The following is a 14184-nucleotide window of genomic DNA, read 5'->3' as shown; positions in this document are numbered from 1 at the left end:
ATTCGCCATGACTGTCCTGCTATACGGCATTCCCAACTGCGATACCGTCAAGAAAGCCCGCACCTGGCTCGAAGCCAACGGCGTGGACTACACCTTCCACGACTTCAAGAAGCAAGGCGTGGACGAAGCCATGCTGCGGGGCTGGCTCGCGCATGTGCCGCTGGCGAGCCTGCTCAACCGCAAGGGCACGACCTGGCGCGCGCTGTCGGACGCCGACAAGGCCCGCGCCGAGCAGGAAGCCGGCGCGATTGCGCTGATGCAGCAAAGCCCTTCGCTGATCAAGCGTCCTGTGCTGGCCCACAAGGGCAGCGTCAGCGTGGGGTTTTCGCCGGATAATTACGCAAGCCTCTTTTAAGCCCGATGGCAGCGCCAGGACATGCGCGCTGCCAGGATGCAAGATTCGAACAATGCACCCCGCCGGATTCCGGCGCCACGTGCCTCCTCGCTGCCACCATGAACCCCACACTCGCCCTCACCGAAGACCTGATCCGCCGCCGCTCCGTCACGCCCGCCGATGAAGGCTGCCAGGCCGTGCTGGAGACACGCCTGAAGGCGCTCGGCTTTGCCTGCGAAGCCATCGTCAGCGGCCCGGACGATTTCCGCGTGACCAACCTGTGGGCCGTCAAGCGCGGCACGCGCGGGCAGGACGGCAAGCTGCTGGCCTTCGCCGGCCACACCGACGTGGTGCCCACCGGCCCGCTGGAGCAATGGGGCTCGGACCCCTTCCTGCCCTCCCACCGCGACGGCAAGCTGTACGGCCGCGGCGCCGCCGACATGAAGACCTCGATCGCGGGCTTCGTAGTGGCCGTGGAAGAATTCGTCAAGGCGCATCCGGATCACGCCGGCTCCATCGCGTTCCTGATCACCAGCGACGAGGAAGGCCCCGCGCACGACGGCACCGTCAAGGTGGTCGAAGCGCTGAAGGCGCGCGGCGAGCGGCTTGATTACTGCGTGATCGGCGAGCCCACCTCGGTCGACACGCTCGGCGACATGGTCAAGAACGGCCGCCGCGGCTCGCTCTCGGGCAAGCTCACCGTGAAGGGCGTGCAAGGCCATATCGCCTACCCGCACCTGGCGAAGAACCCCATCCATCTGGCCGCGCCCGCGCTGGCCGAACTGGTCGGCGAGCGCTGGGACGAGGGCAATGAGTACTTCCCGCCGACCACCTGGCAGATGTCGAATATCCACGCTGGCACCGGCGCCACCAACGTGATTCCCGGCCACGTCACCATCGACTTCAACTTCCGCTTTTCCACCGCCAGCACGCCCGAGGGCCTGAAGGCGCGCGTGCATGCGATCCTGGACCGCCACCAGCTCGAATACGACCTGGCCTGGACCCTGGGTGGCGAGCCCTTCCTGACCGCGCGCGGCGATCTCTCCGATGCGCTGGCCGGTGCCATCGCGGCGGAAACGGGCGTCAAGACCGAACTGTCCACCACCGGCGGCACCTCGGATGGCCGCTTTATCGCCAAGATCTGCCCGCAGGTGATCGAGTTCGGGCCACCCAATGCAAGCATCCACAAGATCGACGAGCACGTGGAAGTGCGCTTTATCGAACCCCTGAAGAACATCTACCGCGGCGTGCTGGAACGTCTGATCGCCTGACCGCCTGATCACGTTATTGCCCGAACACCCGGATACAAGAAAGAACCCATGGCCACACCCTCCCCCCTGCGCACTGTGCGCGACCTGCTGCGCCTGGCGGTCTCGCGCTTCACCCAAGCCAAGCTGTCTTTTGGCCACGGCAGCGCCAACGCCTACGACGAAGCCGCCTACCTGGTCCTGCACACGCTGCACCTGCCGCTGGACACGCTCGACCCCTTCCTCGACGCGCGCCTGCTGCCCGAGGAAGTCGAGGCCGTGCTGAACGTCATCGAGCGCCGCGTCACCGAACGCGTGCCCGCGGCCTACATTACCAACGAGGCCTTCATGCATGGCCTGCGCTTCTACGTGGATGCGCGCGTGATCGTGCCGCGCAGCTTCATTGGTGAACTGCTGCAGGAAGGACTGGAACCCTGGGTGGGCGACAGCGCCGAAATTGGCCCTGTGCTGGAACTGTGCACCGGTTCCGGCTGCCTGCCCATCATCGCCGCGCATGTCTGGCCGAAGGCCCGCATCGATGCGGTCGACATCTCGCCGGACGCGCTGGCTGTGGCTCGCCGCAATGTGGCGGACTACAAGATGGAAGACCGCATCAGCCTGTATGAGGGCGACCTGTACGCACCGCTGCCCGCGGGCGCCAAATACGATGTGATTCTCACCAACCCGCCCTACGTCAACGAAACCTCCATGCAAGCGCTGCCGGCCGAATACCAGGCCGAGCCGCGCATCGCGCTGGCTGGTGGCGACGACGGCATGGACGTGGTCCGCCGCATCATCGCCGGCGCCAAGGCGCACCTGAACCCCGGCGGGGCGCTGGTGGTGGAGATTGGCAACGAGCATGCCAACGTGGAAGCGGCATTCCCCGACCTGGAGATCGTCTGGCTGCCGGTCAGCGCCGGCGAGGAGCAGGTGTTCCTGCTGACCTATGAAGCGCTGCCTGGTTGAAGGCTTGCTCAAGACACGGCCGCGGATTCCTGCGGTCTTTTTCTTCCCGGCACCAGCGGCGCTGCCGTTTTCGACGGCTCCGCGCGGTTTTGACTGATCAAGCCGGCGGAGGCGACAACCAGCCTGACATGGTGGGGCGGTGTCAGTTTTTGTCAGTTTTGCTGTGATGCATTTGGATAGGATCGCTGTCGTTATCGACACCTGATTCCTATCCGCCATGCGTCATAAAGCCCATCGCACCCGTTGCGAGACCAACCCCGAAGTCCCGCGACACCAGCAAGCCCTTTCTCCCGCATACAGCAAACTGGCGCTCCCGTCCTGCCTGATGTTGACGCTTGCCCTGCTGGCCGGCTGCGGCGGGGATGGTTCCTCCACAACCGCCAGCCCGTCTTCCACTGGTCCGACTAGTCCCGCTCCCACGCCGCAACCGACCTACTCCATCGGCGGCAGCGTCTCCGGCCTGGCCGACGGGACCCCGATCACGCTGCTCGACAATGGCAGCGATGCGCTGATGGTGAAAGCCAGCGGCCCCTTTACCTTTGCCACGCCGATCGCCTTTAACGCCAGCTATGCGGTGACGCTGGGCACCCAGCCGCTGTGGCATTTCTGCGCCGTCGGCAATGGCAGCGGCACGGCCACGGCCAATGTGACCAACGTGGCCATCGCCTGCCCGCAGGCGCTGGCGCAAGTCACCACCGTGGCGGGCACCACCACCCCAGGCTCGGCCAACGGCGCCGGCTCCGCCGCGTCGTTCGACTTCCCGTTCGGCGCGGCGGTGGACGCCAGCGGCTACCTCTATGTGGCCGATAGAAGCAACAACATGATCCGCAAGATCTCGCCCGCGGGCGTGGTCACCACCCTGGCCGGCTCCGGCGCCACAGGCAGCGCCGACGGCACCGGCTCCGCCGCGTCGTTCAACACCCCGGTCGGCATGGCAGTGGACGGCAATGGCAACGTGTACGTGGCCGAGACGGTAGGCAACGTGGTCCGCAAGATCTCGCCCGCGGGCGTGGTCACCACCCTGGCCGGTTCCGGCGCGTCAGGCTACGCCGACGGCACCGGCTCCGCCGCGTCGTTCCACACCCCGGCCGGCCTGGCGGTGGATGCCGCTGGCAACCTCTATTTGGCCGATTCAGGCAACCACATGATCCGCAGGATCTCGCCCGCTGGCGTGGTCACCACCCTGGCCGGCTCCGCCGCATCAGGCCACGCCGACGGCACCGGCTCCGCCGCGTCGTTCAAAAATCCGGCTGCCGTGGCGGTGGACGCGGGCGGCAACCTTTACGTGGCCGATATGGGCAACCATATGATCCGCAAAGTCTCGCCCGCTGGCGCCGTCACCACCCTGGCCGGCTCCACCGCCTCGGGCTTCGCCGACGGCACCGGCTCCGCCGCGTCGTTCAACGGTCCTTACGGCATCGCGGTTGACGCCATCGGCCACGTCTACGTGGCCGATACGTTCAACAGCGCAATCCGCAGGATCTCGCCCGCCGGCGTGGTCACCACCCTGGCCGGATCCCCCACCTCGGGCCAGGCCGATGGCACCGGCTCCGCCGCGTCGTTCAGGAACCCGACCGCCGTCGCGGTCGACGCTGGCGGCAGCGTCTATGTGAGCGATGCGAACAACAACATGGTCCGCAAGATCACGCCAGTCCGCGCGCCACAGTGACCGCATCGCACGCGTGACCACACGATCCGCTGAATCACTCCCGCTGACGTGGTCACCACCCTGGCTCGGCTCCGGCACCGGAGGCCGAGCCGATGGCGCCGGGCCGGCCGCATCGTTCAGGAGCCCGCCTGGCATAGCGGTGGACACCGGCGGCAACCTTTACGTGGCCGATACGGGCAACTATATGAGCGCAAGATCGCGCAGGTTCAACTGCCCCGGTAACCGGCGTTACGTCTGGCCTTTTTCGGATTCCTACAGGCTCGCCGAAAGAGTCCTTGGCAGGGATCAGCGACCGGCAGCCGCCGCGCCGTATGGCAAGGCGGTTCCGCGGCCACCCCCTCACCACCCCGCCAATCCCTTCAGCACGGCCTCCCTGACCTGCTCCACGACGCTCTCGCGCCAGTCATCGGTATCCCCGTAGAAGGCATGCCACATCGCCTGCCGGATCAGGTTCCGCTGGCCTTCGTCCGCCTCCGGATGCAGGTGCAGCCAATGATCGCCACGTAATGCCTCCAGGACCTCGGTGACAGGCAAGGTGCCGAACTCAAGTGCGATGCCGTTGTACGCCAGCGTCGGCAACGTCTCCGGCGCGGCCATCCAGGCCATGCCGTTGAGATTGGCCGATGCCGACGAGCCGTCGTAGATCGAAGTGACATTGCTGCCCCAGATGGCGCGCGCCTCGCCGATTTCCTCTTCGCGGTCCGGACCCATATAGATAGGCTCGCCGTAGCCCCAAGGCCCCAGACCAGTATGCAGGTCGATCCAGCGCAAGGCTTCGCGCCCGGCACCGAAGCGCGCCAGGATGCGGCGCAGCGTGTAGTTGCTCCACGTTGCCTTGTTGCCGCCGAAGAACAGCCCTTCGGGCGCCTGATACTGGCCGGTGCTCACCGCCGCCTGGTACCAGGACAAGCCCTTCTCGGCCACGGCCTTCATCAGCGCCGCCTGGGCGGCCTCGGAAGGCGGCCACTGCTCGGGCAACAGCATGGGCGCCACTTCGGCGTATGGCGCGTTCTCCGGCAACGGCCTGGTGAAATCCATGAAATTGCGGTTGAGGTCGACATTGTCCTCATTGACGCGCCGCATATGCGAGAAGCCGTAGGGATTGACCGCATGCACCATCAGCAGCGCCACGCCGGCATCGGCGCACGCCTGCAGCAACGCGGCGTCGCCCAGCATGGCGACCTGCGCCCCTGAACCGCAGAAACCCTCCACGCCATGCATGCCCGAAGTCACCATCAGGAAGCGCCTGGCCTCGGCGTCGCCGACCCAGGCCACATCCATGGCGAGTTCCTCGCCGGCGCTGCCGCGCTTGGTGGGATGGGGAAAATCGGTCAGCGTGGCGCCGGCGGCATGGGCGGCATCGCGGAATTTCTGCCTGGCTTCGGCATAGCTGCGGGAAAAGCTGGTGTGCAGGGACATGACAGCAGATTTCGCGCTTGGCGAGGAGTGAGGGTGCCGCTATTAAACGCCAACTTGCCTGCCAATGCCATCCGAAGCCACCCGAAGCCGGCCAGCTAGCCCTTGGCGCCCCTGGCGCCCCTGACACTCTTGACACCCTTGGCATCCTTAATGCCTTTAGCGTCGTCGTGATCCGCCTGCGGGGCCTCGCGAAGCAACAGGGAGCGAAACGCATGTGGATGCATCTGGATGCCCGCGGCAGCGATCTGTGCGGCGGACAGCACCAAGTGCCGCGCCAGCCAGTCATGGATGCTGCGCAGGAACCTGCGCTGTTCCAGCCGGTTGGATTCCCTGATCACGCGCTCCAGCTTGACGTGGGCGGTGTAGACATCGAGCAGGTTGATGCTCTTGAGCTTGGGTGGAGTGGCCGCGCTGCGCTCGATGGCGAGGATGCGCCTGACCTGGGCATCCGGCAGTTCGCCGCTTTGCAGATAGGCCTGGTAGACCTCTTCCAGCGCCGGAAACCGCACGGTCGGCTGTACGCGGGGGACACCGGCCACCTTCTCCATGCGCAGGACCAGGTAGCGGATGGCGGCCGCGCGACGCAGCGCGGCATCGCCAGCCTTGCCGCCACGTCCGCCGCCGGCAACGGCCCGCGCGCGCACCACGGCGGGGGTAGGCGCCTCGAATTCCTCGTTGTCCGCGGCAGTGGGCTCGGGCACGGGCTGGCCTGCATCCCGCTCCGTGTAGTCGGGAACCAGGTCGAGCAAGCCCGGTTCGGCCAGCACGGCACGCGCGCAGGCTTCGCCGAAGGGGTGCTCGTGGCCCTGCGCGTCACGCAGGATATAGGCCTGCCCGTTGCCGAAGCCGTGATGCCGGCCACGGCCGACATGCTGCCGGCAGCGCGTGCCGGGTTCGACGAAATCCTTGCATACGGGGGTCCAGCTCCCGTCGTTGACTGCGATCATGAATCTGCGTGTGCCTGCGGTTGCCCGCGCTTGCCGGTCCGGGCCGGCGCGCTGCGTGGTGGATGCTACGCGATGCTGCGGGATGCTGCGAACGGCCCGCCACCCGCGGCGCGCCACCCGCTATTGTCCACCATCGCGCCAGCGCCGGCCATGCAGGCTGGCCAATGCCCTACTTCAGCATGAACGACATCGCCGACAGGCAGTTCAGCATGCGCACGGCCGCCTGCACCGAGGCAGCCTCGAACACCAGCGTGACACCGTCCATGCGCTCCAGCGTTGGCCACTGGCAAAACAGGTCGGCGAACGCCGGGCTCTGGGTCTGCAGGCGGCAACGGATCGGGCCTTCGATCTTCAGGGGGCGCCCGTCCGCATTGCGCACCGCCAGTTCGGCGGCCGCCGCGATGGCCTCGCGCGAGGCGGCAGGCGACAGCGTGGTGCCGCTGCCGTTGCCGCCGGCTTCCTTGGTCTGCACATAGCGCACCCACGGCATCAGCGGGCGGGTTTCATCCACGAAGACATCGTCGCCGCTGGCCATCAGCACCGGCACGCCGAATTCGCCCGCCAGCGCGCCGTACAGGCCGGCCTCGCCCAGTTCCTGCCCGTTGAGCCAGATACGGGCGAACGCGCCGCTGTTGATGGTGTGCGCCAGGATACCGCGGCTCTGCGCGCGGCCGTGGTAGCCGATCATGAAGACGCCGTCGCAGTCCTGCACGCCGGCCATCATGCCCAGGTAGCGCGGCTTGCCCAACACCAGCCGCGCGCGCGGGTCGAGCTGGTCGGGGAGCAGGTTGCGAAAGCCACCGTGCGAATCGTTGACCAGCACATCGCTCGCACCGCCCGCGAAGGCGCCCTGGACGGCGGCATTGGCCTCTGCCGTCATCCAGGCGCGGGCGCGTTCGTACTCGCCGTTGCCGGCACGCGTCTGCTCGGGATGGAAAACCCCGGCTACGCCTTCGATGTCGGTGGAAATCAGGATCTTCATAGCTTGTGGAGATTCAGTTCGTCGGTGCCGCGCGCTGCAGCCATTGCGGCAGCCCGGGCATCAGTTCGCGCAGCGCGACACGCTGGTGTCCATCACGGCCATGCACGGTTTCCGCCTGCCACAGCGCATGCAGGATGGCCTGCTCGACGCTGTCGGCGGCGGCATGGAACAGCGCGTCGAGCCCGGTTTCATGCAGCATGGCCAGCGCCGGCATGGGCGTGCCGGCTTGCTGGGGCACGGTGTAGGCGGTGGAAAAAGCGAGCGCGATGTCGCCCGAGCCGTGGCCGAATACCGAGCCGGTACGCGCCAGGCCCGCGCCCGCGCGTAGCGAAAGGCGGCGCAACTGGCGGGCGTCGAGCGGCGCGTCGGTGGCCAGGATCATGATGATCGAGCCCTTCTCCGGCCCGGACTCCGCCGGCGCTTGCGTATGCGCCTGGAGCCGTTCGGCCAGCACGCTGCCAAGGCGCGCGCCGGCCACGGTGAAATTGGGCAAGGTGCCGAAGTTCGCCTGCACCAGCACGCCCACATGGTATTCGCCCACCTGGCGGGACGCGGAGCCGATGCCGCCTTTCAGCCCGAACGACGACATGCCACGCCCTGCCCCGACAGCGCCCTGCGCGAAATCCACGCTGGCCGCGGCGCAAGCCTGCGCATAGTGCGCCTCCTGCACAGCCATCGCCTGTATGTCGTTCAGGTAGCCGTCGTTGCACTCGAACACCAGCGGGTTGACCGTGGGCCAGGCGCGGCCGATCTCCGGGTTGGCCGCGATCGCCTGCCGGATCTGCGCCTGCGACAGCGCGCCCACGGCAAAGGTGTTGCTCAGCGCGATGGGCGTCTCCAGCACGCCGAGCTCTTCCACCTGCACCAGGCCCACGCTCTTGCCGAAGCCATTGAGCACGGTCGCGGCGGCCGGCACCTTGTCGGTAAACAAGTTGCCGCTATGCGGCAGCACCACCGTCACGCCGGTCTGGCAGGCGCCGTCGGCCAGCGTGCATTGGCCCACCGTCACCCCCGGCACGTCGGTGATGCTGTTGCGCGCGCCGGCTGGCAACGCGCCGATATGCGGCATGCATCCGGACATCTGCGTGCGTTCCTTAGCGCCGGTCGATCTTCGGATCCAGCGCGTCGCGCAGCCCGTCGCCCAGCAGGTTGAACGCCAGCACGGTCAGGAAAATGGCAAGGCTGGGGAAGATCGCCACGTGCGGCGCGGTCACCATGTCGGCGCGGGCTTCGTTGAGCATCGCGCCCCACTCCGGCGTGGGCGGCTGCGCGCCGAGCCCGAGGAAAGACAGGCTGGCCGCGGTGATGATCGAGGTGCCGATACGCATCGAGAAATACACCACGATGGACGAGATGGTGCCCGGCAGGATGTGCCGCATCAGGATGGTGAAGTCGGACGCGCCGATGCTGCGCGCGGCTTCCACATAGGTCAGGCGCTTGAGCATCAGCGTATTGCCGCGCACCAGGCGGGCAAAGGCCGGGATGCTGAACACCGCCACCGCGAAGATCACGTTGGTCATGCCGTTGCCGAGGATGGCGACGATGCCGATCGCCAGCAGGATGCCGGGGAAAGCGAACAGGACGTCGGAGATGCGCATCACGATGCGGTCCCACCAACCCTCGTAGTAACCGGCCAGCAAACCCAGCACGGTACCGACGATGGCGCCGATGATGACCGAGAAGAAGCCGGCCGCCAGCGAGATGCGGGCGCCGGCCAGGATGCGGCTGAAAATATCGCGTCCGAGCGAATCGACGCCGAACCAATGCGCGGCGGAGGGGCCGGCATTGAGCGCGTCATAGTCGAAGAAATTCTCCGGGTCATAAGGCACCAGGTGCGGCGCGAGGACGGCCACCGCCACCAGCAGCAGCACGAACACGCCGGCGCCGAGCGCCAGGTGCTGCTTGCGGAATTTGCGCCAGAACTCGGTCCAGGGCGTACGCACGGCTTCTTGCGTGGCGGCTGCGGCCGGGATGGCGGTGTCGCCGTTGGCGGGCGTGGAAAGCTGGGTCATGCCGGCCTCACTTACTTGTAACGAATGGCGGGGTTGATGACGGTGTACAACACGTCGACCACCAGGTTGATCAGGATGAACTCGAGCGAGAACAGCAGCACCTCGGCCTGGATGACCGGGTAGTCGCGCATCTCGACCGCGTCCACCAGCAGGCGTCCGAGGCCAGGCCAGTTGAACACCTTCTCCACCACGATCGAGCCGCCCAGCAGGAAGCCGAACTGCAGGCCCATCATGGTGACCACCGGAATCATGGCGTTGCGCAGGCAGTGCTTGGCCACCACCAGGAACTCGCCCACGCCCTTGGCGCGCGCGGTGCGCACGAAATCCTCGTTCAGCACTTCGACGAAGGAGGCGCGGGTGAAGCGGGCCATCACGGCGGCCACCGCGGCGCCCAGCGTGATGGACGGCAAGATGTAGTGCTTCCAGGTATCGGCGCCGATCGACGGCAGCCAGCCCAGTTGCACCGAGAACACTTCCATCAGCAGCATGCCGAGCGCGAAGGCGGGAAAGGAAATGCCCGACACCGCCAGCGTCATGCCGAAACGGTCGGGCCAGCGATTGCGCCAGACCGCCGAACTGATCCCGATCACCATGCCGAAGATTACTGCCCACACCATCGAGGCCAGCGTCAGGTACAGCGTCGGCTTGAAGCGGTCGCCGATTTCCTCGCTGACCGGGCGCTTGGTGCGCAGCGAATTGCCGAACTCCCAGCGCAGCGCGTTCGAGAAGAAGTTCACGAACTGCTCGGGCAGCGGCTTGTCCAGGCCGAGATCGCGGCGTACCAGTTCCACCGTGGTCTGGTCAGCCTCGGGGCCGGCCGCGAGCCGGGCGGGATCGCCCGGCAACAGGTGGACGAACAGGAACACCAGCACTGCCACGATCAGCAATGTGGGGATCACGCCCAGGAATCGTTTAAGAAAGTAGTTCAGCATGAAGCACCGGATGATTAGAGACCGCGGGCCGCCCGCCCTGCCCCCGCATCTGTGGGCAGGCGGCCGTGCACGGCTTACTGCGCTGTACCGCCAAGCGATGGCTGAGAGCGTGGCGCCTGCTTGTGGGACGCGCCACGCGTCGTGCCGATACGCTTACTCTTACTGCTTGATATCGATCTCGTCGAAGCTGAACGAACCGTCGGGCATCACGTAGGCGCCGGTCAGGCGCTTGGCGCGCGCGAACAGCACCTTCTCGGTCACCAGGAAGGCCCAGGGCGCATCCTTCCAGATGTGTTCCTGCGCATCCTTGTACAGGCGGGCCTTCTCGCCGCGGTCGGTGGTGCGCAGCGCGCCGGCGATGTCGGCGTCGACCTGGTCGTTCTTGTAGTAGGCGGTGTTCAGCAGCTTGGGCGGCATCGACTCGGAAGCCAGCAGCGGGCGCAGCGCCCAGTCCGACTCGCCGGTCGACGACGACCAACCCACGTAGTACATGCGCACGCCGGCGTCTTCCGGCTTCTGCACGCTCTCCACCTTCTCCACGCGCTGGCCGGCTTCGAGCGCCTGCACCTGCGCCTTGATGCCGACCTGCTGCAACTGCTGCTGCACGAACTGGATCACCTTCTGCGCGGTGGTGTGGTTGTAGGCGGACCACAGCGTGGTCTCGAAGCCGTTCGGGTAGCCGGCTTCCTTCAGCAGCGCGCGCGCCTTGGCCGGGTCATACGGCCACGGGCCCAGCTTCTCGGCATAGTCCACGCCCGCGGGCACCACGCCATCGGACGGCGTGGCGTAGCCGGCAAACGCGACCTTGGCCAGCGCTTCCTTGTTGATGGCGTAATTGATGGCCTGGCGCACCTTCGGGTCGTTGAACGGCTTGACCATGGTGTTCATGGTCAGGTAGCGCTGGATGATCGACGGCGAGGCGATCAGGTCTACCTTGGCGCTGCCCTTGAGCACGGCCGCCTGCTCGAACGGAATGCTGAAGGCGAAGTCCGCTTCGCCGGTCTGCATGATGGCGGCGCGGGTGTTGTTGTCCACCACCGGCTTCCAGGTGATGGTGTCGATCTTGGGATAGCCGGTCTTCCAGAAGCCGGCGAACTTCTTGCCCTTCAGGTGATCGGGCTGCTTCCACTCGACGAACTCGAACGGGCCGGTGCCGACCGGGTGGAAGGCGATGTCCTTGCCGTACTTCTGCAGCGCGGCGGGCGAGATCATCACGGCGGACGGGTGGGCCAGCACGTTGATGAACGGCGAGAACGGCTCCTTCAGCGTGACCTTGACGGTGTTGGCGTCGACCACGTCGGTCTTGGCCACGCGGTTGAACAGCGTGTAGCGCTTGAGCTTGTTGGCCGGGTTGGTGACGCGGTCGAAGTTGGCCTTGACTGCGGCGGCATCGAAGGTGGTGCCGTCGTGGAACTTGACGTTCTTCTTCAGCTTGATGGTGTACGTCAGGCCGTCCTTGCTGGCTTCATAGCTCTCGGCCAGCACGTTGATCAGCTTCATGTCCTTGTCGAAGCCGAACAGGCCCTGGTAGAAGGACTTGGCGGCGGCTTGCGACAGCGTGTCGTTGGCGTCGTACGGGTCGAGCGTGGTGAAGGTGGAATACACCGCCATCACGGCATCCTTGGCGGCAAAGGCGGGACCTGCGCCTAGCGCGGCCAGGGCCAGGCCACCGGCGATCAGCTTCGAAGGGACCAAACGGGACATCATCGATTCTCCTTGGGAAATTCTTCGGTTCATGCTTAGGTTCAATAAGCGCCGCCAATGGCGTGCCGGGCTACAAAATGATGGGAAGCGGCATTGCCGCCAACCGCCACCAGGGGCTGAACCAGCGGCTCGTCGCCGAGCGCGCGGATCGGGCTGGGCATCTCGTCCGAGAGCGGCTCGCGCTTGAGGTGGCGGCGCGCCGGATCGGCGATCGGCACGGCCGACATCAGCTTCCTGGTGTACGGGTGCTGCGGGTTCTCGAAGATCGCGCGGCGCGGGCCGATCTCGACGATCTGGCCCAGGTACATCACCGCCACGCGGTGGCTCACACGCTCCACCACCGCCATGTCGTGCGAGATAAACAGGAAGGCGATGCCCAGTTCGCGCTGCAGGTCGAGCATCAGGTTGACGATCTGCGCCTGGATGGAGACATCGAGCGCGGAGACCGATTCGTCGGCCACCACCACCTTCGGGTTGAGCGCCAGGGCGCGGGCAATGCAGATGCGCTGGCGCTGGCCGCCCGAGAACTCATGCGGATAGCGCGAGGCATGCGCCGCAGGCAGGCCGACCTTCTCCAGCAGCCACGCCACCCGTTGCTCGGCCTCCTTGCCGCTGGCGACCTTGTGCACCAGCAGCGGCTCCATGATGGAGTAGCCCACCGGCACGCGCGGATCGAGCGAGGCGAACGGGTCCTGGAAGATGAACTGGATATTGCGGCGCAGGGTCTGCAGGGCGCCGCCGCGCATCTGGCTGATGTCCTGCCCGTTGAACTCGATGGTGCCGCTCTGGCTGTCGACCAGGCGCAGCAGCGAGCGCCCGGTGGTGGACTTGCCGCAACCGGACTCACCCACCAGCGCCAGCGTCTCGCCGGGGTAGAGGTCGAAGCTCACCCGCTCCACCGCATGCACGCGGCGCGCCACGCGGCCCAGCAGGCCGCCCGGCACGTCGAAGCGGGTCACCAGGTCGCGCACGCGCAGGATGGGCGAGGCGTGCGCCGGCACCGTGTCCTGCGGCACCGGCGCCACCGGCTCGCCCTCTTCCAGTTGCACCAGCGGGAACTTGGCCGGCCAGTCGGTGCCACGCATGGCGCCCAGCTTGGGCACGGCGGACAGCAGGGCGCGGGTGTACGGATGCGCCGGCTTGCCGAACACCTGTTCGGACGTGCCCTCCTCCACCTTCTCACCGCGGAACATCACCAGCACGCGGTCGGCCACTTCCGCCACCACGCCCATGTCGTGGGTGATGAAGACCACGGCCATGTCCATCTCGGCCTGCAGGTTGCGGATCAATTGCAGGATCTCGGCCTGGATGGTTACGTCGAGCGCCGTGGTGGGCTCGTCGGCAATCAGCAGCGCCGGCTTGCACGACAGCGCCATGGCGATCATCACGCGCTGGCGCATGCCGCCGGAGAGCTGGTGCGGGAAGCGGTCCAGCACGCGGCGCGCTTCGGGAATGCGCACGATCTCCAGCATGCGCAGCGCTTCGGCGCGCGCCTCGGCGCGGCTCTTGCCCTGGTGCAGGCGGATCGATTCGGCAATCTGCTCGCCGACCGGGAACACCGGGTTGAGCGAGGTCATCGGCTCCTGGAAGATCATCGCCACGTCGCTGCCGCGCACGCCGCGCATGGTGGCGCCGTCGGCCGTGGCGAGATCGAGCACCGCGCCATTGCGGCGGCGCAGCGCCATGCTGCCGCTGGCGATCTTGCCGCCGCCGTGTTCCACCAGGCGCATCAGCGCGAGGGAGGTCACCGACTTGCCCGAGCCCGATTCGCCCACCACGGCCAGCGTTTCGCCGCGATCGACGTGGAAGGACAGGTTGCGCACCGCGTCCACCGTGCGCTCCGAGGTGGAGAAACGCACGCTGAGATCGTTGACGGAAACCACCCGTTGCGGTGGCAGGACGATGGTCGACTTGGAAGAGGATGCAGCCACTGGGCCCCCTTAGTGCCTAGGTTGATGCTTTGCTTGATGCT

Annotated in this window: 13 protein-coding genes; 5 read left to right on the top strand and 8 right to left on the bottom strand. The window is 66.7% G+C overall.

Going from position 1 to position 14184, the window contains the following annotated elements:
- Nucleotides 1-7 precede the first annotated feature (7 nt).
- The 5 genes from AC1DS6_RS11235 to AC1DS6_RS11215 all read left to right on the top strand — a co-directional run bounded on the left by AC1DS6_RS11235 (nucleotide 8) and on the right by AC1DS6_RS11215 (nucleotide 4637).
- Nucleotides 8-355 (top strand): ArsC family reductase, encoded by a 348-nt coding sequence (locus tag AC1DS6_RS11235; RefSeq protein WP_441633423.1) that lies wholly within the window; start codon nucleotides 8-10, stop codon nucleotides 353-355.
- A 98-nt stretch (nucleotides 356-453) separates the two neighbouring features.
- Nucleotides 454-1605, top strand: a complete 1152-nt coding sequence (gene dapE / locus AC1DS6_RS11230) for a succinyl-diaminopimelate desuccinylase (protein ID WP_045241502.1) — start codon at nucleotides 454-456, stop codon at nucleotides 1603-1605.
- 48 nt (nucleotides 1606-1653) lie between these two features.
- Nucleotides 1654-2547 (top strand): 50S ribosomal protein L3 N(5)-glutamine methyltransferase, encoded by an 894-nt coding sequence (gene prmB / locus AC1DS6_RS11225; RefSeq protein WP_441633421.1) that lies wholly within the window; start codon nucleotides 1654-1656, stop codon nucleotides 2545-2547.
- 217 nt (nucleotides 2548-2764) lie between these two features.
- Entirely contained in the window at nucleotides 2765-4216 is a 1452-nt protein-coding gene (locus AC1DS6_RS11220; RefSeq protein ID WP_477102504.1) for an NHL repeat-containing protein, read from the top strand.
- Nucleotides 4164-4637 carry a hypothetical protein gene (locus AC1DS6_RS11215; RefSeq protein WP_477102503.1) on the top strand — a complete coding sequence of 158 codons (474 nt, stop codon included), beginning with the start codon at nucleotides 4164-4166 and terminating at the stop codon, nucleotides 4635-4637. Before AC1DS6_RS11220 ends, AC1DS6_RS11215 begins: the two co-directional genes overlap by 53 nt.
- On the opposite strand, the gene AC1DS6_RS11210 is transcribed toward AC1DS6_RS11215, so the two are convergent.
- The 8 genes from AC1DS6_RS11210 to AC1DS6_RS11175 form a co-directional block, all read right to left on the bottom strand.
- Nucleotides 4556-5635: a M14 family metallopeptidase gene (locus AC1DS6_RS11210; protein WP_477102502.1), complete on the bottom strand. Its 1080-nt coding sequence runs from the start codon at nucleotides 5633-5635 to the stop codon at nucleotides 4556-4558. The genes AC1DS6_RS11215 and AC1DS6_RS11210 overlap by 82 nt on opposite strands.
- A gap of 95 nt (nucleotides 5636-5730) precedes the next feature.
- Nucleotides 5731-6582: a hypothetical protein gene (locus AC1DS6_RS11205; RefSeq protein WP_477102501.1), complete on the bottom strand. Its 852-nt coding sequence runs from the start codon at nucleotides 6580-6582 to the stop codon at nucleotides 5731-5733.
- Between the two features lie 169 nt (nucleotides 6583-6751).
- Entirely contained in the window at nucleotides 6752-7564 is an 813-nt protein-coding gene (locus tag AC1DS6_RS11200; RefSeq protein ID WP_441633411.1) for a M55 family metallopeptidase, read from the bottom strand.
- Between the two features lie 13 nt (nucleotides 7565-7577).
- Complete coding sequence (locus tag AC1DS6_RS11195) at nucleotides 7578-8645, bottom strand: DmpA family aminopeptidase (RefSeq protein ID WP_477102500.1); 1068 nt, start codon at nucleotides 8643-8645, stop codon at nucleotides 7578-7580.
- A gap of 13 nt (nucleotides 8646-8658) precedes the next feature.
- Nucleotides 8659-9576, bottom strand: coding sequence for a glutathione ABC transporter permease GsiD (gene gsiD / locus AC1DS6_RS11190; protein WP_441633407.1), 918 nt, complete (start codon nucleotides 9574-9576; stop codon nucleotides 8659-8661).
- A gap of 11 nt (nucleotides 9577-9587) precedes the next feature.
- Nucleotides 9588-10508, bottom strand: coding sequence for a glutathione ABC transporter permease GsiC (gene gsiC, locus AC1DS6_RS11185; protein WP_441633405.1), 921 nt, complete (start codon nucleotides 10506-10508; stop codon nucleotides 9588-9590).
- 159 nt (nucleotides 10509-10667) lie between these two features.
- Entirely contained in the window at nucleotides 10668-12215 is a 1548-nt protein-coding gene (gene gsiB / locus AC1DS6_RS11180; protein ID WP_441633403.1) for a glutathione ABC transporter substrate-binding protein GsiB, read from the bottom strand.
- 38 nt (nucleotides 12216-12253) lie between these two features.
- Complete coding sequence (locus AC1DS6_RS11175) at nucleotides 12254-14143, bottom strand: dipeptide ABC transporter ATP-binding protein (RefSeq protein ID WP_035864929.1); 1890 nt, start codon at nucleotides 14141-14143, stop codon at nucleotides 12254-12256.
- Between the last annotated feature and the right edge of the window lie 41 nt (nucleotides 14144-14184).

It is taken from the genome of Cupriavidus sp. 05L310 (assembly GCF_056398185.1).
Note: the sequence above shows the minus strand (reverse complement) of the source record. Positions and strands in the feature narration are given on the sequence as shown.

Excerpts from the sequence above, each read along its gene's own strand:
- gsiC (WP_441633405.1), bottom strand. The coding sequence starts at position 10,508 with ATGCTGAACTACTTTCTTAAACGATTCCTGGGCGTGATCCCCACATTG.
- gsiB (WP_441633403.1), bottom strand. The coding sequence starts at position 12,215 with ATGATGTCCCGTTTGGTCCCTTCGAAGCTGATCGCCGGTGGCCTGGCC.
- AC1DS6_RS11235 (WP_441633423.1), top strand. The coding sequence starts at position 8 with ATGACTGTCCTGCTATACGGCATTCCCAACTGCGATACCGTCAAGAAA.
- AC1DS6_RS11195 (WP_477102500.1), bottom strand. The coding sequence starts at position 8,645 with ATGTCCGGATGCATGCCGCATATCGGCGCGTTGCCAGCCGGCGCGCGC.
- AC1DS6_RS11205 (WP_477102501.1), bottom strand. The coding sequence starts at position 6,582 with ATGATCGCAGTCAACGACGGGAGCTGGACCCCCGTATGCAAGGATTTC.
- AC1DS6_RS11220 (WP_477102504.1), top strand. The coding sequence starts at position 2,765 with ATGCGTCATAAAGCCCATCGCACCCGTTGCGAGACCAACCCCGAAGTC.
- prmB (WP_441633421.1), top strand. The coding sequence starts at position 1,654 with ATGGCCACACCCTCCCCCCTGCGCACTGTGCGCGACCTGCTGCGCCTG.
- gsiD (WP_441633407.1), bottom strand. The coding sequence starts at position 9,576 with ATGACCCAGCTTTCCACGCCCGCCAACGGCGACACCGCCATCCCGGCC.
- dapE (WP_045241502.1), top strand. The coding sequence starts at position 454 with ATGAACCCCACACTCGCCCTCACCGAAGACCTGATCCGCCGCCGCTCC.
- AC1DS6_RS11200 (WP_441633411.1), bottom strand. The coding sequence starts at position 7,564 with ATGAAGATCCTGATTTCCACCGACATCGAAGGCGTAGCCGGGGTTTTC.
- AC1DS6_RS11210 (WP_477102502.1), bottom strand. The coding sequence starts at position 5,635 with ATGTCCCTGCACACCAGCTTTTCCCGCAGCTATGCCGAAGCCAGGCAG.
- AC1DS6_RS11215 (WP_477102503.1), top strand. The coding sequence starts at position 4,164 with ATGCGAACAACAACATGGTCCGCAAGATCACGCCAGTCCGCGCGCCAC.